This is a genomic window from Leptospira jelokensis, from assembly GCF_004769635.1.
GTDB lineage: Bacteria > Spirochaetota > Leptospiria > Leptospirales > Leptospiraceae > Leptospira_A > Leptospira_A jelokensis.
In genome coordinates this window covers 390,976-408,953 of sequence record NZ_RQGH01000026.1, presented here as the reverse complement: position 1 = coordinate 408,953, position 17,978 = coordinate 390,976, and the positions used below count along the sequence as shown (strand labels likewise).

Sequence of the window (17,978 nt, the reverse complement as noted above, 5' to 3'; positions counted from 1 at the left end):
AGTAATTCTTACTTCTTAGCCGCTTTTTTAGCTGCTGGTTTGCCTTTTGCTGCATCCGCTTCTGCTTTTTCAGCGCGTTCTGCCGCTAGGATCGCTTTCGTTTTGTTACATGATGCAACAATTGGATCACCATTCACTAAGATATCCCAAGATTTTGGATGAGGAAGTTCAGAAACTTTAATCATCATTCCAATATCAAGACCAGTCACATCAATTGTGATTACGTCAGTAAGATCTTCTGGAGTAGACTTCACTTTGATCTCGTGAACGAGGTGTTCAAATTGTCCACCAGCTTTCGATCCTTTTGCAACACCTGTTGTTTTGATCGCAACAGTGGTTTGGATTTTTTTGCCTGGAGTCACTTTGTAAAAGTCAATATGACGAATTTGCCCTGTGTGTGGGAATCTTTGGATTTCCTTTACGAACACTCTTTCCGATTTACCGTCGAGTTCCAGGTCGATGAGAGTTGCCTTACGAATTCCAGAGTCGATGAGTTTTTGGATTTCTTTTTCGACAACACTTGCCGATTTTGCCTCACCGCTTCCGATGATGTTAGCCGGTACTAAACCTTCCACACGCATTCTTCTGGCAGGACCTTTTCCTGTTGCAGTTCTTGGTTGTGCTTTGATAGTGATTTTTTCCATGATTATGTTCCTTAAAGTTATGAAAACAGACTAGAGATTGATTCTTCGTTATGAATCCGCTCGATGGCTTTTGCAAAGAGTGGGGCGATGGAGAGCGTTTTCAAGTGATTTATTTTTTTGCTCTCGGGAATGACGATGGAATTGGAGAGGACAATTTGTTTAAAATTAGCCTCATTGAGCTTGGAAGGTGCTTCTCCTGAGAGAACTCCGTGAGAGGCACAACAAAGAACGGTTTTGGCACCGTTTTCGTAAAGGGCAGTCGCTGCTTTTGCAATCGTTCCACCAGTATCGATCATATCATCGAGTAACAAACAGTTTTTGTCTTTGATGTCACCAATCACATGCATCACAACTGACTCGTTTGCTTTGGGTCTACGTTTGTCGATGATGGCAAGGGATCCGTTTACTTTTTTTCCAAAATTACGAGCGCGCTCTGCTCCACCAGAATCAGGAGAAACAATGACAAGATCATCCATTTTAAGTGAGTTGATGTATTCAGCAAGGACGGGTGAAAAATACAAATGGTCGACTGGAATGCGAAAGAATCCTTGGATTTGGTCCGCATGTAGGTCCATGGTGAGAACTCGGTCAGGTCCAACCGTTTCGATTAGGTCAGCGACCATACGAGCAGAAATCGGAACCCGTGGTTCTACCTTTCTATCTTGTCGGCCATACCCATAATAAGGAATAACAGCAGTAATTCGGCGAGCAGAAGCCCTTCTTGCTGCATCAATGATGAGTAGAAGTTCCATTAAACTGTCGTTAGCAGGATAACTAATGGATTGGACAACAAATACATCACGACCCCGAACATTTTCTTCGATTTTGACAGAACTTTCTCCATCTGAAAATCTTTTGACCGAAATTTGGCCATTCGGAATGCCTAAGTTTTTGCAGATTTCTTCTGCTAAAGGTCTATTCGCATTACCAGAAAATACTACGACTTCGCTAGGATTCATACTCCAACCAACCCATTATCTATATATTGTTTCGCTAGTGCCAGATCATCAGGAGAATTGATTCCATGGCTTTCTAATGCATTGGTTAAAGTTTGTGCTCCAACCTTCTTTCCTTCATTTCTGAAAATCTTAATCACATCAGTGAGGTAATATTCTTTTTGTGCGTTATTATTACCAATTTGTTTGAGAGCACCAAAAAGATCTTCTGTATTAAAACAATAGGTGCCCGTATTCACTTCGTTTACGGTCTTTTCTTCTGGATTTGCGTCCTTTTCTTCCACAATGCGAAGTAGGCTTCCATCATCAGAAGAACGAATGATCCGACCATACCCAGTTGGGTTTTCCATTTTGGCAGAAAGGACAGTTGCCACATAACCATTGGATTTATGGTGTTCGATAAGATTAGCGAAGGATGATGCCGAAATTAATGGTGCATCTCCGCAAGCAACGATCGTATAGCCAGTGTATGGTGCGAGTTGGTTCTCTGCTGAAATCACAGCGTGCCCAGTGCCAAGTTGTTCTGTTTGCTCGGCAAACTCAACACCCGGGAAAGATTTTGCAATGTCTGTGACGATGTCTTTGCGGTAACCGACAACCACAACTTTTCGGCCAATGCCGGCTGATTCGATATTACGGAGAACGTGGAGTAAAAGTGGTGAATCGTTTAGTACAACCGCAACCTTGGGAAGCTCACTCTTCATTCGAGTTCCTTTCCCCGCCGCCAAAATAACAGCAGTTACAGTATTATGTAGGTTCATCGTTCGTTCTATCGGATCTTTTAAAACTGGCTGGCCTGCTAGGATTCGAACCTAGGGAATGGCGATACCAAAAACCGCTGCCTTACCGCTTGGCTACAGGCCAGTTTCTAAAAAGAGAACGTTCGAAATTCCATTTCGGGGAATTTGAGAGAAACATTGGGAAGGGCCTCGTTTCGTTTCCCTTCTGTCTTGTAAATGCCATAGAGACAAGAACCAGAACCTGAAAGAGAAGCAAAATCTGCTCCCGACTCAAAGAACCCTAATTTCAATTCCTTTAGTAAGGGTTGGGTCTGGAAAGCGATTTTTTCAAACTCGTTCTCTAACCTGTTTTGCAGGTAAGCCCAATCCCCGACGTGAAGACTTCGAATTAAATCCTCTGCCAGAGATTTCCATACTTCGGAACCATAGGGTTTTTGTAAACTTTTTTGAAGGCCTGCGTACATAGATCCGGTAGATAATCCAAAGGGAGGGATGGCCATGATCCCAAATCCTTTGGCAATGGAGATGGGTTCTAAGATTTCCCCGATCCCACTCACAAAACAAGCGGAGTCTTGGAGGAAAAAAGGTACATCGGCACCGATCGATTTGGCAAAAAGGATCTGTTCTGGTCCGGATAAATTCGTATGAGGCAGAATTTGTCGTAAAAACACACCCGCATTGCTACTGCCACCACCAATCCCACCTTCAGGAGGGAGGAATTTCTTCAAGACGACATGAATTTCTAGGGGTTTGGTTAGGCTTGGTTTTAAAGCGGCAAAGGTTTTGGTAAGGATGTTTTTCGTAAGGTCCCCTCGTTCTGAAACTGCTTCAAATAAAGAGTGACGGTATCCTGTTAAATGGTTTTCGGACTGGAAAACAAATCGCGAATCCATTCCGTTCCCATTGGGAAGGGTTTGGATTTGGATTTCCATGGGATCACCGAAGTCAATCGGAACAAAAACACTTCGGATTTCATGGAGGCCATCTTCCCTTTTGTAAGGGATCACCAATCCAATGTTAATCTTTGCGTGGGCAGTCGTTTGCAAAAGAACCAACTTATGTTTCGATCGATTGGTTTTGTTTGGAAAGGGAAATGGATTCTAAATGGAGTTTTATGGATTCTTTGATTTCTTTTGGTTCTTTTACGAGAATGGAAGTTCCATAACCAAGGATGGTTTGGATGAGCCAATTTTTATCTCGCATGGGAGTTTGGAATTCACGGTAGGTTGTGTTTTGGATTTGTTTTACATTTCCAGTTTCATTTAAGGGGAGCTTCAATCCCAAATGGTAAGAAGCTCCGTCTGTCACCCATAAAGTCACATTCGTTTCCTGATTATTCTCTGTTTCAAATTTTTGTTTGAACCCTTGTAAAAACTCAGAAGCCGTTTCCGGTATGTTGGGGTATTCCATATCTGAGATTGTTATCTCTAAAATATAGTCCAATCGGAAGGACCGAAATCCCTTTTTGTCTAAGTCATACGCAAGAAGGTAAGCATCATTTTCTTCGAGTAATAACCAAGGGGCAAGAGTTCGTGTTTCTTTTTCTTTTGTATTCCGTTTCCAATAAACAATGGTTAGTATTTTTTTAGAGTGAATGGCATTTTGTACCATTTCCTTTGTTTTTTGGTGTGGTGACCAGTCCCCGGAAGGCAAAACAGAATCAATTTTTTTTAGGATGGATTGCCTAACGGAAACATCGTTTGTGTTTTGGTTTGTCAGTAATAACGATCGTAATGCGGCCCATTCTTTGGGAGAAAGGGGAAGTGCCGAATCCACAGCAATGGGGAGTCTGATTTTTACTTTGTCCCCATCAAAATCCAAATCCACAGCATCAGTTGGTGAATAGGGATACATCTCTATCATATACAACTCTCCCAAATCTTTTTTGAGAGAGGAGATGGATTTGTGCCCGGTCACTCCTTGGATTTCTTCTAATGATAAACCTTCTGGGTGTGAAGCCAGAAGGCGGATTAAATTGAGTTTAGAAGCGGCCCGAGCGGTAGAAGGGTTCATTAAACTTCGAGAATCACCTTTAATTCTTTTGCGTTAGATGCACATAAAGATTGTTTTTCGATGTTTTTTGCTTTGAGGTGGCCACCTGTTAGTCTTTGGCTCACAACACTTGGTCCAAAGTCAATGATGGTGTTGATTGCACTGTCGTTAAAAATAGGAGCAATCGCCAAATCCCAGTAAAGAGGTTCAATGAGTACCATTTTGAATAGGATGTCACGAAGGTTTCCATCTTTTTGTAAGTTGTGGCCATCAAAGATACTGTATACAGGAACTTTTAAATCAGCACCAGTGTATGGGAATGGAACCACAGAGGCATCTTCCGCATTGAATTTATCAAGTGAAGTTTCCATAAATGGACAGTGGAAAGGCGCTGTTGTCTTTAAATACACAAACTTAAATTTCTTTTCGTCCATCTCTGCTTTCCATTGTTTACGGAAGGCAAGTAAGGAAGAAGGAAGGGCCGACAGAATCATCGAATCAGGTGTGTTATAAAGAGAAATGAACACAGTGTCTTGGCCTTTGAGCCCAAGAGAATCGTTTGTTTTTTTCACACGGTCTTCGAGTTCGTCTTTTGTGTAACCAATCACGGCTACCATCGGAGCTGGGTTTTTGTCACCGTTTGCTTCGTTTTCTTTGACGATGTCTTCCGATACTTGGAAGTTCGGGTACACTTTTTGTCCGTTGAACCCAAGATAAAAAACAAATTTCAAAAAGTCAGAGTAAGCTTTGAGGAATTCTGCACCTTCTTTTCCAAGGCCCACAAGAGCAGAGGCAATCACCCCTTGGCTATGTCCACTCACAGCACCCGTTGCTTTGATGAGATCTGCTGTTGGGTAACCACGTTTGGATACCAAAACATAATTTGCGATTTGGGTCATAAAAATCCCAGGAACAGAGATGGGTGCACGAGCAAGGTAATCTTCGTTTGGTGCCGCATCCGGATTTTCAATCCAAGATTTGAAATCGAGACCTTCGTTTAAAAGTGGGTTTTTTCCGTCACGAGCAGCGATTTCACCAAGAGTTTTGAAACTGGTTTCGAAAAATTCTTTTAATTCTGGTTCTGCATACAATTTTACGAGTTCTTTGAGGTAAGGGGAACCCTGTCCTCCAAATTGAAGGAAAAATTTCTGTGAATTTTGAAGGGTACCGGTAAGGAGTTTTGCCGAAGTCATTGGATCTTCCTGAGAAATGATTTTTCTGTTACCGTACAGAGAGGACTTCTCAGAACAAGGAGAAAATTCCTGGAAGGACTGGCGAAACCTCCCAGGATTTGGATGCGTACAGACCGTCTAGGCGGCTTTGCTTTGTTCTAAATTGGATTTGATGCGTTCGTGGTCGAGGGCAAGGAGGACCGTATTTTCAAAATAGGTCGCAAAATCAATTCTCCCAGAAGCATAATCTTCATGGAGAAGGGCTAAGAGAAGGTAGAACATAGATCCTCCTGGTGGTTCCGAATCTATCAATGTGACATAATTCGAAAAGTCTTTTTCGAAGAAAGTGTTACTCAGTTTGTCGGCGCCTTTGGAAAATTTTTAAGGAAAATATTAGTTGGGTGTCGGGTTTAGATCCTTCGATTTCCACTTTACAAACATTTTTTCTCGGTTTCCCTTACAAACCTATGTTTGTTGCCCTAAACCCCATCGATTATCTCATCATCCTGATTTTTGTCGTATTTATGGTGGTGATTGGGGTGCTTTTGAAGCGATCCATGAACCATTCTACTGATTTTCTACTGGCAGGGAGGAAAATCCCCAGTTGGATCACAGGGATTGCCTTCATTTCGGCCAATATTTCCGCCTTAGAATTGTTAGGGATGAGTGCCAGTGGGGCGGAATATGGGTTTTTGACATTTCATTTTTATTACTTAGGTGCCATTCCCGGAATGATCTTTCTCGGCATTTTTATGATGCCATTTTATTATTCTTCTAAGATACGAAGTGTACCTGAATACTTACGGTATCGATTCAATAGAGAAGCCCACCTTGTCAATTCCCTCATCACCTTGTTGTCACTTGCCCTTGGTTCTGGGATTTATTTGTATTCCTTGTCCCTTGTGTTTGAAACCTTATTTGGTTGGAACCCACACCTTTCCATTTTGTTCAGTGCTCTCATTGTTTTGGTTTATACTTACTTTGGAGGGCTTAGCTCTTCCATTTATACAGAGGTGATGCAGTTTTTTTTGACTGTGTTTGGGTTATTTCCATTAGTGATTGTCGGTTTAACGAGGTTAGGTGGCTGGGATGGCCTCATGCAAAAAATCCCAGAGTCTCACAAACATATGTGGGTGGGACTCGCTGGTGGACAAAATGAACTTGGTTGGGATGTTCTCAGTGTGACTGTTGGGCTTGGATTTGTTTTGTCGTTTTCGTATTGGACTTGTGGTTTTGCAGAAGTGCAAAGGGCGATGGCAGCAAAAGACTTTCGTGCAGCGAGGAGAACTCCACTCATCGGTGCCATGTTCAAATTGTTTTTACCCTTTCTTACGGTGATCCCTGGCCTTATCGCTCTTGCCGAATACTCTTCTGAAATGAAAGGAGAGTATAACAAAAGTTTTCTGATACTTCTAAAAAACTTTTATCCATCAGGGATGTTAGGACTTGGGACAACAGCACTCCTTGCTGCATTTATGGCGGGGATGTCAAGTTCCATCACAGCAATGAATACGATTTTTACGTATGATATTTACCAAACCTATATCAATCACAAAGAAGATGACAAAACCTATTTAAAAATTGGAAAACAAAGTACGATGGTAGCCGTTGTATTTGCGATTTTTACATCCTACATTGCCATGCAATTTGAAAACATCATGAATTACATCCAGTTACTATTTTCCTTTTTTAATGCCCCGCTGATCTCAATTTTTTTACTTGGTATGTTTTGGAAAAAAGCATCGAAGTGGAGTGCCTTCTATGGGATGTTAGTGGGTACGGCAAGTGGACTTATCCATTATTTTTTATATGTGAATGGATATTTGTATTACAAATCGGATATGGTATCCAATTTTTATGGAGCTATTTATTCGGGCATGTTTTGTTTTTTGGTGATGGTAGTTGTGAGTTTGATTGAATCAGAAGATCCAAGTCGCGACTTACACGGATTAGTGTATGAGGATAGAGACAGGACCAATGAATTTTGGGACCCAAGGATTCTCGCCTGGGGTGTGATTTTAATTGTCCTCCTTGCTGGGTTTAATATCGTTTTTGCGTAAAGATTTATACAACCGTAATAAAATAGTAATTGAATGCATGTATTCTCAATTCTATGTTTGTTACAGTATTTGCAAAGACCATGAAACCAAATCATTATACCGAAATCCCTGCAACCTTTGAAGTTCAATTGGAATTATTGAAGGATTATGATTCGAAAAAACATATCAGTGCCAGAGGGATTAAGTTTTTCCATCCTTATGACATTGAAGTGCCTTCGATATTAAAAATATCTTTAAAAATGATTTCGATGACAGGATCAATCGATTTCCTTGTGAAGACATTGAAGTCGGAGAGAGTGGATCAGGAAGGCCTATACGAAATCCATTGTAATTTTTATGACACAAATGCTGAAAAAGAAGACGAAGTGTTGGAGTTCATCAAAAGTTTTTAAGCGTTAGTCACGTTGGTTCTGTATTAGGAAATTGAAAACCGATTACGGAAAAGTACGACCATTTGGTTTAAAATGGAAGGGAACAATTATAAAGTTCCGTTTTTTTCACCGATCCATTGGAAGGTTTCTTCGTTAAATGATTTTTCTTTAGGACCGTATGTCATAAGCCACCTCGTGGGTGGTAAAAATCCATCCGTTGTCAGTCCATACCCTCCACCTAACGGTGCACCTACTGTTGATCTTAGTTCAAAGTGAAGGTGGGCTGGGTAACTCCCCCCTGCATCTCCGATGGTTCCGATCCACTCAGTTTTTTTGACAAGTTGGCCTGGTTCCACATCGATGGTATGAAGGTGGGCATACACAGTTTCTAAATGATAAAAATTCCCATTTGCTAAGTTCTGGTGGTGCACAATGCGAACTACCTTCCCCCATCCCCCACCATAATCGGCAATCTCTGAGACCACACCATTTCCAAACGCATACACAGGGGCTGCAAAATCAGAGTCACCACCAGTAAGGGCATTCCAATCTTCTCCTAAATGTTTTCTGCCACCAAACTTTGCATTTTCGGATCCAAATTTTTGCGCTAAGTAATAGCCATCGGCATATTTTCCACCAACGGGAAATTCAAAGTCTATCGCATGGAATGAGGGGTAACGTTTGAGAATGGGAAATGGGTCCGTAGTGCGAACCTCTCCCGATGACTCCATCCATCCAAAGAGAGGGTTCCCTTGGTAAGAATACCCTTTGGACACACAACCAGTTCCGAGTAGGAGGGAACAGATTGTGTGGATTAGAAATCCAATTGTTTTACTTGGAAACCAATTGTTTTTGTTTGCGCGACGGAGAAACATGACGGCTCTCTGAATGGTACATGGCACGTGCTTCAATTGGCAAATGGTTTCCTTCTTTCATTGCCTTTTTTTTGCCTCGTTCCATTTCCTTTTTCATCTCATACAAAAAGCTATCATAATCCACTTGGATGGTGTGCCTTGTGCTACTGACATACCGTTTTTTCATCGCCCTCTCATCTTTTTGGATGGAGGCCTCCATTTCTTCCTTGGAAGGTAAAACGTAATTTCCTGTTAGGTACTGAGCGATCCATTTTCCTTGGCATTCTGCAAGAGGCATGATGGCACCTAACGGTTGCATAAGGCCTACAAAAAACAAATTATTGATCCCTGGTTTGATCATTTTATAATAGAGTGGGATGTAGTTGTTTGGTGCTGAGAGAAAATCTTCATCAAAGAAAGGGAACTTGATATTATAACCTGTGCAGTAGATGAGGACATCCGCTTCTTCTTCTGTTCCATCGGCAAAGGCAATTTTTTTTCCACGGAGTTCAGTGATCACAGGTTTTGGTTTGATATCCCCTCGGCCAAGTCTCACGAGTAAGTCTTGTGAAATGGTTGGGTGGGCAGAACCAAATTTATGATCTGGTTTGGGTAAACCAAAATCTTCCATCTTTCCCACACCAAATCGAATCAGTAAGTGAGCGAGTGTTTGTTGGATAAAAAAGGGAACCCAATGGGGTGTGTATTCTGTGAGTTTGTCTAATGGTTTTCCAAACAAATAGTTTGGGATGACGTAGGCACCTCTCCTGGCAGATAAAAAAACTTTTTTGGCAACACCGGGCCTAGACAATTCAACAGAGATGTCCATGGCACTATTTCCCATACCAAGCACCACAACGTTTTTTCCTTCGCAGTTAACCGGTGTTTTTGGGTCAACGTAAGAATGGGAGTGGATGGTTTGGCCAGAGAATTTTCCAGGAAAAGCTGGGTCCGGCCATCGTTCACTCCAATGGTGTCCATTCGCAACGACTAACACATCATAGATTTGGGTTGGTCCTTTTTCCGGTGTGATTTTCCAAAGTCCATCTTCCGTCCGTTCTGCTTTTTTCACTCCATTTTTAAATTGGATGTGTTTGCGAAGTCCAAAGTGGTCAACATAGGATAAAAAGTATTGTTGGATCGGTTCGTGATTCGGATAATCGGGGTAGTTTGTTGGCATCGGGAAATCACGGTATTCCATACGATCTCGATGCGTGTTGATGTGTAAGGATTTATAAATATTACTGAGGCCATTATCATTTTTGTACCGCCAGTTGCCACCAACATCACTTCCCTTTTCATAACAATCAAAGGGGATGCCATGTTCCTTTAAGGATTTGATGACGGTGATTCCAGACGAACCAGCTCCAATTACACAGACTTTCGGAAGTGCCATAATGGTTTCTCTCTCATTTAGATCAGATTAACGTTTGGAAAAGAGTTATAGAATCGCGAACATCGTTTTCAAGTAGATTTTGAAGTTTTGTGGAAAAAAAGTGTGATATCTAACTTTTTTGGAAGATAGGAAGGGAGATGGAGTGGTTGAAAAAAGATACCAACCGACCTGACAGAATCCAGTGAATTTGGGCTTTGGAATTTGTAGGTCTGTTTCATTTAATGAATGTTAGCTTAAATTTAAAATCAGTTTTCCATTGTAGTTAAATTATAAAAAAAGATCAGCCAAAGGATAACCTCAGGCGTAGTTCGAAATGAAAAAGAGTGTAAAAGATCCAAAGGTCTTAAACTAGAACATTAGATTCATTTATCAGCTTTGTGGCGTAAGATGAGGATGGGCACTTCGGATGGACAGTTGAACCGAAGGGGTAAAATAGACCAACCAATCCCTGCAGAAATAAAAACCATTTCGTTAAACAAGGAATTTTTAATCCCAACATCATAGGTCTTATTGTTAACTGGTAAAATTGGTGAAAGCTGAAAAAAAGGAATCCTTACTTGTCCACCATGGGTATGACCAGTGATGAAAAGATCAATGGATTCTAAATGAGGTGTATCAGCAGATTCTGGATTATGGGCAATTGCGATTCGAAATTGTTTTGGATCCGTGTGTTGGAAGACCTGATCAATTGGAAGGTGGTCTTCCCAAAAATCACCTAACCCACCTAAGATGATTTTTTCATTGCCTCTATGAATTTCAATGGTTCGATTTCTAATGGATTTTCTACTTTCTTCTAATAACCGAAGGGAAAGTGAATGATTGGCCCAATGGTCATGATTTCCATTGACAAACACTTCCTTATCTTTGCCTTTTAAAAGTGGAAGTAACTTCCAAACAGAAACCAACTCTTCATCAAAATTTCTTTTTTTTACATAATCTCCTAGCCCAACAATTAAATCGGGATTTTTTTCATTGATGGACTCTATGACATAGCGAATCCAAAATTCAGGGTTTAGAAAACCATAATGTAAGTCAGATACCACTGCGATTGTGTAACCATCAAAACTTTTGGGTATTTTTGTGGATTCGATTTCATAGATGGGAAAACGAACGTAATATCGTTCCAAAACAAAAGAGTTTAAAAAGAGGATTGTTAGAGAGAAGAGTATGAATTTAAATATTTTTTTCAAAGGTATAATTCTTAAACTCTACATCATCTCTTTTGATTATATTTTCACGTAACAATACAAAACCAAGGGATTCAAAAAAAGGTTTTGCAGTGATACTCACATGGGAAATCAGTTTTTTAACCTTTCTCTCCTTTGCATCTTTTTCCAATCGGAGGTAAATTTGTTTTGCGATACCTAATCGTAAATGTTTTGAACTTACATATAGTAAATCTATACAGTTTTGTGGGTCCAAAGTACCAAAACCAATAATCGTTTGGTTAAATTCTGCTATTATGACCAATTGTTGACTGATGATTTCTTGCCAGCGTTTTCCATCCCTCGATCCCAAAGTCCATTTTTTAAGTTGTTCTTCTGTATAATCATTGCTACATACATTGAGAATGGATTCTACAAATAGTTCCTGTAATTGGAAGAGATCCTCTTTATTTCCATTACGATAAAAAACATCATCCAATGGTTTTGTTATACTACTCAATTCCCTTCCAGAAAAGATTTCACTTCTGTTTCCACATTCGAAATTTGGATTTTTGTAACCTTCCCATCTTTCAAAAGGATCATAGTCACCGAACCTTTTGTCCTTGGGAAGGGATCGGCTATCATTTCTTCTCTCACCAAACGAAGGGTATATGGATAGGATTTCATTTTGGGAAGTGCCACAAACTTAGTGATGAGAGATGGCATTCTGTGGATATCAGAAATGAGAATACTATGTTTGGATTCCAAATACCCTTTTCCTTCCTTCTCTAAAATCGGGTGAATGATTTTACTTGCATCCATATCGGAAATGAATAAAACTTTTTTGGTTTCTTTTGGGATGGGGCTTGGTTCATCCCATTGGTTGGTATAATTGATTTCAGGAAGAGAGTCACCAATCTTTAATGTGGGAGGTGAGAGATCTTCTGCTGTTAGGCGAAAGGAATGTGATAGGAGTAAAACCAAACAAAATAGACCAAATCGAATTGGTTTCCGTAATAAAGGATTGATGGGGGAATTAGTTTGTGGTTTCATATTGATTCCTTTTGTGAACACTCGCATAAATAAGTTGTTACCTATGTTATAATCGGTACAAATACTCTAACACTTGTTCTTTTGTCATGTGACTTGCATTCGAAAATTCACCACCTTTTGTGGAAGTGATGATTTCACCATCGGGAGAGACAACAACCAAAGCCGGGATCCCATTTTGGATGGGATCTCCTAGTTTTGCATTTAGACTTAAGTTTTGGTCGAAACGTCCAACGTCTACCTTCATCACCACAAATTGGGAATCCAAAATGGATTTGGTTTCGGGGTCTCTAAAAATCACATCTAAGGCACGGCAATCGGGGCACCAACTTGCCCCAAAGACCACAATGAGTTTGCGGTTTTTTTCGTGCGCTTGGGAAAGAGATCCCTCATACTGAGTTAGAATTATGTCACTTTGCTTGGAGCAATGTAAGAGGGTGGTGAGTGTAAGCAGTAAAAAAAGAGAAGTGAGAAACGTTTGGAATCGGTGTTCCATAAAACTGCGGAAGGAACCTTCCGCTTAGATTATTTCTTTGCGATTTCTTTTAGGATTTCTTGTCTTTTTTTGTCTTTCTCGATGTGAGATAGAGACAACCAATCACGTTTCAATTGTTTCTCTGAAACACCTTTGAAGGTCGCATATTTGCCGAGGATTTTTGCTGTTTTTGCGTTCATGCAAACCAGATTCTTTTAGACCAGCTTTCTGTCAATGCGAACCTATGGGACTTTGTTTCATCCTTGACCCCTAAACTCATCACGAAACATAGTAAAGTCCAAGAAATCGATCGACCCTATGAAATCACATCTACCCGACCGTTATGATCCTGAATCTGTAGAACCAAAGTGGAACCAAATCTGGGAAGAAAAACAATCCTTTGCACCTGACACATCGCGCAAAGAAACATTTTCCATTGTCATCCCACCACCGAATGTCACAGGGAATTTACACATTGGCCATGCTCTCAATCATACCATCCAAGACATCATCATTCGCATCGAACGTAAAAAAGGGAAAAACGTGGTATGGGTACCTGGTATGGACCATGCTGGGATTGCCACTCAAGTAGTCGTTGAACGGGAGTTAGCAAAGGAAGGTAAATCGAGAACCGATTACACTCGCGAACAATTCATTGAAAAAGTTTGGGAATGGAAAAAACATTCAGGTGGAATGATTGCCAAACAACAACGGTTACTCGGTGAATCTGTTGATTGGTCAAAGGAACGATTTACCTTTGATGATGGTCTTTCCAAAGCTGTGATCAAGGTGTTTCGAACTCTTTTTGATGAAGGATTGATCTACCGTGGGGAACGAATCATCAATTGGTGCCCTGTTACTAAAACTGCCATTTCTGATATCGAAGTGGAGTACAAAGAAAAACAAGGGAAACTTTACCATATTAAATACCCGAAGGCTGAATTCAAAACCAAAGATCCAAAATCATTAAAGCCTGGCGAATACATTGTAGTCGCAACCACAAGACCAGAAACCATGTTTGGTGACGTTGCCGTTTGTGCTCATCCAGATGACAAACGTTATTCGGACTTAAAAGATAAGTTTGTATTTTTACCAATTGCTGAAAAAGAAATTCCAGTGTTATTTGATTCCTTTGTGGACAAAGAATTTGGATCTGGACTTGTGAAAATCACCCCAGCTCACGACCCAAATGACTATGAAGCTGGATTAAGGCTCAATTTAACCCCAATCAACATTATGAATTTGGATGGAACTCTGAATTCATTTGCAGGGAAATACAATGGACTCGACCGCTTTGAAGCACGCAAACGTGTGGTGGAAGAGTTGGAATCCAAAGGTTATATTGAAAAAATTGAAACACATGTTCACAGTGTAGGTCACAACCAACGTGGTGGAGCTGTCATCGAACCTTTGTTATCCACACAATGGTTTGTGAAAATTGAATCCCTCGCCAAACCTGCGATTGAAGTAGTGAAATCGGGAAAGGTTCAGTTCCAACCAAAGATGTGGGAAAAAACCTATTTTGAATGGATGGAAAATATCCGCGATTGGTGTATCTCCCGCCAGCTGTGGTGGGGGCATAGAATCCCTGCCTACTATGCACCAAACGGTGATATGGTGGTGGCAGAATCATTGGAAGAAGCCATTTCTCTATTTGAGAAAAAAGGAATTTCTGTAACCAAAGATACGATCAAACAAGACGAAGACGTTTTGGATACTTGGTTTTCTTCTGGGCTTTGGCCATTTTCTGTTTTTGGTTGGCCCGAACAAACAGAAGAACTGAAACAATACTACCCAACTTCTGTTCTCGTGACAGGTTTTGATATCATCTTCTTTTGGGTCGCTCGGATGATCATGAATGGTCTTAAATTTATGGGTGATATTCCGTTCCAAAAGGTTCTCATCCATGGACTTGTTCGTGATAAAGATGGAAAGAAGTTTAGTAAGTCACTTGGCAATGTTGTGGATCCACTAGACATGATGTCCAAATACGGAACCGATAGTTTTCGGTTCTTTTTGGCAGCCGTTTTACCGGAAGGAAAGGATATTCTTTTCGACGAATCTAGGTTAGATGGTTATCGTTCATTTTGTAATAAGATTTGGAATTCTAGTCGGTTCATATTTATGAATTTACCGGAAGATTTTTCTCCCAAAGAACCTGACTTAGATACATTGGAAGACACGGACCTTTGGATTTTGAATGAATTTGACCAAATGTTTGCAAGGTATGAAAAAGCATATTCTGGATATCTGTTCTTTGAAATGGCGAATGCAATTTACGATTTCGTATGGGGATCGTTTTGTGATTGGTACTTGGAATTAACCAAAGCTCGTGTGTATGGTAACGTCACTCCCGAGTCTGGGGAAAAAGCACGCCAAGTCCTTGTGAGTCTTTTAAAAAAATCACTTGGACTTTTGCATCCCTTTATGCCATTTATCACAGAAGAAATCCATTCTCTTCTCGATACAAAAGAGTTAGCAAAAACTGAATTTCCAAAAGCTTACGGAGTCTCTGCGTCATCACCAGCTGTCGTCCGAATGGAACTTGTGCGCGAGATCATTACGAAAATTCGAAATATGCGTGCTGAACTTGGTGTCAAACCCGAGAAAAAATGTAAGGTGATTCTAAAGTGCGCAAATAAAGAATTAAAAGAAATGATGGAACGCGAAAGTAAATCCATTCTGCAATTATCGAAAGCAGAGACTTTGGAATTTTTAGACACTTATGAATTAAAAAATACCGATTCGGTAGGTGCGTTTTCAATCGGTGAAATCATATTACCATTAGAAGGGATTTTTGATTTTGAAAAAGAAAAACAAAGATTGGAAAAAGAAAAAAAACAAATCCAATCCGAAATGGAAAAATTAGAAAACAAAATCAATAATCCTTCCTTTTTGGAAAAAGCAAAACCAGATGTTGTGGAAAAAGAAAGGGAAAAATACAACACTTGGAAAGAGAAATTAGAAAGTACAGTTAGGGCGTTGGAAAAAATTGGAAAATAAATATAAAGTTTTATTATTAGGAAGTGGCGGAAGGGAACATGCGTTAGCGGATGCAGTTTCCAAATCAAATTCTTTGGAATCATTAAAAGTATTCCCAGGGAACGGAGGATTTACCTCTGATGTTTTACTAACTCCAAATGAGATTTCCATCACCGACAAATCAAAGTTTTTTGAATACTTAAAATCATCGAAAACAAACCTAGTTTTGGTGGGTCCTGAAGATCCACTTGTGAATGGAATTGCGGATTGGTGTGATGAAATTGGAATCCCATGTTTTGGGCCATCCGCCTATTGTGCGCAAGTGGAAGGTAGTAAACATTTCGCAAAAGAAATGATGAAACGCGCAAAAGTTCCCACTGCTTCGTTTGCAGTTTTCACCGACCATGAATCTGCTTGGAGTTATGCACAAAAAGAATTGTTACCATTGGTTGTGAAAGCAGATGGCCTTGCGGCAGGAAAAGGTGTAACTGTTGCATTTGAATTAAAAGAAGTCAAACGTGCCTTAGATGAAATCTTTTTAGAATCCAAATTTGGTCAAAGTGGCAACAAAGTTGTCATTGAATCCTTTTTGGAAGGGGAAGAAGCTTCTCTTTTTGTGATTACTGATGGGGAAAGGTACATGTGTTTGCCTGCAGCCCAAGACCACAAACGTGCGTATGATGGAGACATCGGGCCAAACACTGGTGGAATGGGTGCTTATGCACCGGCTCCCATCGTAACTGATTCAGTTCTTTCAAAAGTCAAATCGCAAATCATTGAACCTATGTTAGATGATTTTAAGAGGTCTGGTCACCCATACAAAGGCCTTCTTTATGTTGGACTTATGATCACAAAAGAAGGAGAACCAAATGTAGTTGAGTTCAATTGTCGATTTGGTGACCCTGAAACACAATGTGTATTGCGACTTCTCGATGAGGATATTTTGCCAATTTTTTATGCCTCTGCCACCGGAAATCTACCAGAACGAAACCTAAAGTTAAAACAAGGTTCTTCTGCTGTAGTTGTGCTTGCGGCCAAGGGGTATCCTGATTCACCAGAAAAAGGAATGACTTTGGAAATACCACCAAACGAAGGAAATGTGGTTGTGTATCATGCAGGAACAAAAAAAGAAAACTCTTCGATTCTTGCGAATGGCGGGCGTATCCTTGGCATTACTTCTTTTGGGAATAGTTTAAAAAATGCGATTGATGAGTGTTACCTTTTCTTAGGAAAAATAAAAGCTCCGAATACATTTTACAGAAAAGATATAGGTAGGAGAGCCCTTTAAGTGCCATTTAGTCTCTCAGGAAATTTTAAGTCTTGCGAACGATCAAAACTTCGCAATTTTGAAAAACACCTAGGGATTATTTTATCCGAAAATCAAACCCAACTCCAACAACATTTAATGATTCGCAGAGCCCTTCAAAATTTAAGTGGTTCTGTGAGTGTCTTATCAAGCCTTAGTCGCCAAGAACTTTTATCCTTTATCTTCATCTTGACTCAGTTTGGTGATATCATCCGTACGGAAACTCCGCCAGAGTATCTTCAATTGGAATCTATTCCTTACGTGATTGAATGGTCAAAAGGCCATTATATGATCCCACTTGAAATTTTAGAACACCTTGCACATGAAAGGATTTTTAAAGACCAAGGGTATTTATTTGCCCTCATCCCTGCGTTACCAATCAAAGAAAAAAAATCATGGATCCGTTGGATTGGCGTAGATTTTGAGAAAGGTGGGGATAGGGATTTAAATTTTGAAATTTATTTCCAATGCCGTGTATTACAAAAACCATTTTTAGGTAAGTCACTCGTACAAGAATCAGAGATTCGATTGGAACAAATTTGGCCACGTGGCAAAAGTGAATACATCGATTGGTTTTATAAAGGATTATCTACTTTTTATTATGCAATGGAAGAGATGAGTCGTAAGGAAAAAGATCCATTTTTACTACATGTGATCGATCTCATCAAATCAGGAAAATTCATTCTAAAAAAACTACCTGAAACATATGGGAAAGAAACGAGTTATTCCCTAGTAGGAACCGTGGAAGGTAACACACCTCAACTTCGTGAAACAACATTCCAATGGGAAGTAGAACGATTACGCAAAGATTCTTTGTTTTAATATATACTTCGGA

At 40.1% G+C, this 17,978-nt stretch carries 19 protein-coding genes and 1 tRNA gene; 5 read left to right on the top strand and 15 right to left on the bottom strand.

Annotated features, from left to right (window positions below; genetic code table 11):
• Positions 1 to 8 precede the first annotated feature (8 nt).
• The 8 genes from EHQ62_RS11830 to EHQ62_RS18575 form a co-directional block, all read right to left on the bottom strand.
• Positions 9 to 644, bottom strand: a complete 636-nt coding sequence (locus EHQ62_RS11830) for a 50S ribosomal protein L25/general stress protein Ctc (RefSeq protein WP_015677375.1) — start codon at positions 642 to 644, stop codon at positions 9 to 11.
• A gap of 17 nt (positions 645 to 661) precedes the next feature.
• On the bottom strand, positions 662 to 1,603 hold the full coding sequence (locus tag EHQ62_RS11825) for a ribose-phosphate pyrophosphokinase (RefSeq protein ID WP_135643037.1): 942 nt from the start codon (positions 1,601 to 1,603) through the stop codon (positions 662 to 664).
• A complete protein-coding gene (locus EHQ62_RS11820; RefSeq protein WP_135643035.1) occupies positions 1,600 to 2,361 on the bottom strand; it encodes a sugar phosphate nucleotidyltransferase in 762 nt (253 codons plus the stop codon). Before EHQ62_RS11820 ends, EHQ62_RS11825 begins: the two co-directional genes overlap by 4 nt.
• A gap of 27 nt (positions 2,362 to 2,388) precedes the next feature.
• Positions 2,389 to 2,464: transfer RNA gene (locus EHQ62_RS11815), tRNA-Gln, on the bottom strand.
• A gap of 4 nt (positions 2,465 to 2,468) precedes the next feature.
• Positions 2,469 to 3,395 (bottom strand): 4-(cytidine 5'-diphospho)-2-C-methyl-D-erythritol kinase, encoded by a 927-nt coding sequence (locus tag EHQ62_RS11810; RefSeq protein WP_135643033.1) that lies wholly within the window; start codon positions 3,393 to 3,395, stop codon positions 2,469 to 2,471.
• 1 nt (position 3,396) lies between these two features.
• Positions 3,397 to 4,353 (bottom strand): helix-turn-helix transcriptional regulator, encoded by a 957-nt coding sequence (locus EHQ62_RS11805; RefSeq protein WP_135643031.1) that lies wholly within the window; start codon positions 4,351 to 4,353, stop codon positions 3,397 to 3,399.
• Positions 4,353 to 5,525 (bottom strand): ACP S-malonyltransferase, encoded by a 1,173-nt coding sequence (locus EHQ62_RS11800; protein ID WP_135643029.1) that lies wholly within the window; start codon positions 5,523 to 5,525, stop codon positions 4,353 to 4,355. The genes EHQ62_RS11805 and EHQ62_RS11800 overlap by 1 nt, the downstream gene beginning before the upstream one ends.
• Positions 5,526 to 5,642: 117 nt before the next feature.
• Entirely contained in the window at positions 5,643 to 5,786 is a 144-nt protein-coding gene (locus EHQ62_RS18575; protein WP_015677411.1) for a hypothetical protein, read from the bottom strand.
• Between the two features lie 119 nt (positions 5,787 to 5,905).
• On the opposite strand from EHQ62_RS18575, the gene EHQ62_RS11795 reads away from it, so the two are divergent.
• Positions 5,906 to 7,564: a sodium:solute symporter family protein gene (locus EHQ62_RS11795; protein WP_244241752.1), complete on the top strand. Its 1,659-nt coding sequence runs from the start codon at positions 5,906 to 5,908 to the stop codon at positions 7,562 to 7,564.
• An 80-nt stretch (positions 7,565 to 7,644) separates the two neighbouring features.
• A complete protein-coding gene (locus tag EHQ62_RS11790) occupies positions 7,645 to 7,956 on the top strand; it encodes a hypothetical protein (RefSeq protein ID WP_135643027.1) in 312 nt (103 codons plus the stop codon).
• Positions 7,957 to 8,042: 86 nt separating this feature from the next.
• On the opposite strand, the gene EHQ62_RS11785 is transcribed toward EHQ62_RS11790, so the two are convergent.
• The 7 genes from EHQ62_RS11785 to EHQ62_RS18570 all read right to left on the bottom strand — a co-directional run bounded on the left by EHQ62_RS11785 (position 8,043) and on the right by EHQ62_RS18570 (position 13,055).
• Complete coding sequence (locus tag EHQ62_RS11785; protein ID WP_135643025.1) at positions 8,043 to 8,810, bottom strand: M23 family metallopeptidase; 768 nt, start codon at positions 8,808 to 8,810, stop codon at positions 8,043 to 8,045.
• The gene (locus tag EHQ62_RS11780) at positions 8,767 to 10,188 is read right to left on the bottom strand and encodes a flavin-containing monooxygenase (RefSeq protein WP_244241780.1); all 1,422 of its coding nucleotides are present in this window, start codon (positions 10,186 to 10,188) and stop codon (positions 8,767 to 8,769) included. The genes EHQ62_RS11785 and EHQ62_RS11780 overlap by 44 nt, the downstream gene beginning before the upstream one ends.
• Positions 10,189 to 10,547: 359 nt before the next feature.
• Positions 10,548 to 11,375, bottom strand: a complete 828-nt coding sequence (locus EHQ62_RS11775) for a metallophosphoesterase (protein WP_135643021.1) — start codon at positions 11,373 to 11,375, stop codon at positions 10,548 to 10,550.
• Complete coding sequence (locus EHQ62_RS11770) at positions 11,359 to 11,850, bottom strand: GNAT family N-acetyltransferase (protein WP_167482873.1); 492 nt, start codon at positions 11,848 to 11,850, stop codon at positions 11,359 to 11,361. Before EHQ62_RS11770 ends, EHQ62_RS11775 begins: the two co-directional genes overlap by 17 nt.
• Positions 11,847 to 12,383 carry a hypothetical protein gene (locus tag EHQ62_RS11765; RefSeq protein ID WP_135643017.1) on the bottom strand — a complete coding sequence of 179 codons (537 nt, stop codon included), beginning with the start codon at positions 12,381 to 12,383 and terminating at the stop codon, positions 11,847 to 11,849. Before EHQ62_RS11765 ends, EHQ62_RS11770 begins: the two co-directional genes overlap by 4 nt.
• A gap of 46 nt (positions 12,384 to 12,429) precedes the next feature.
• Positions 12,430 to 12,876, bottom strand: coding sequence for a thioredoxin family protein (locus EHQ62_RS11760; protein WP_135643016.1), 447 nt, complete (start codon positions 12,874 to 12,876; stop codon positions 12,430 to 12,432).
• 29 nt (positions 12,877 to 12,905) lie between these two features.
• The gene (locus EHQ62_RS18570) at positions 12,906 to 13,055 is read right to left on the bottom strand and encodes a hypothetical protein (protein WP_012387282.1); all 150 of its coding nucleotides are present in this window, start codon (positions 13,053 to 13,055) and stop codon (positions 12,906 to 12,908) included.
• Between the two features lie 118 nt (positions 13,056 to 13,173).
• Here EHQ62_RS18570 and EHQ62_RS11755 point away from each other — a divergent pair, with 118 nt between their 5' ends.
• From EHQ62_RS11755 to EHQ62_RS11745, 3 genes are read left to right on the top strand one after another with little or no spacing between them, the layout of a single operon-like run.
• A complete protein-coding gene (locus tag EHQ62_RS11755) occupies positions 13,174 to 15,858 on the top strand; it encodes a valine--tRNA ligase (protein ID WP_135643013.1) in 2,685 nt (894 codons plus the stop codon).
• Positions 15,848 to 17,125, top strand: coding sequence for a phosphoribosylamine--glycine ligase (purD, locus tag EHQ62_RS11750; protein ID WP_135643011.1), 1,278 nt, complete (start codon positions 15,848 to 15,850; stop codon positions 17,123 to 17,125). The genes EHQ62_RS11755 and purD overlap by 11 nt, the downstream gene beginning before the upstream one ends.
• Complete coding sequence (locus tag EHQ62_RS11745; RefSeq protein WP_135643009.1) at positions 17,126 to 17,965, top strand: hypothetical protein; 840 nt, start codon at positions 17,126 to 17,128, stop codon at positions 17,963 to 17,965.
• Positions 17,966 to 17,978: the final 13 nt, after the last annotated feature.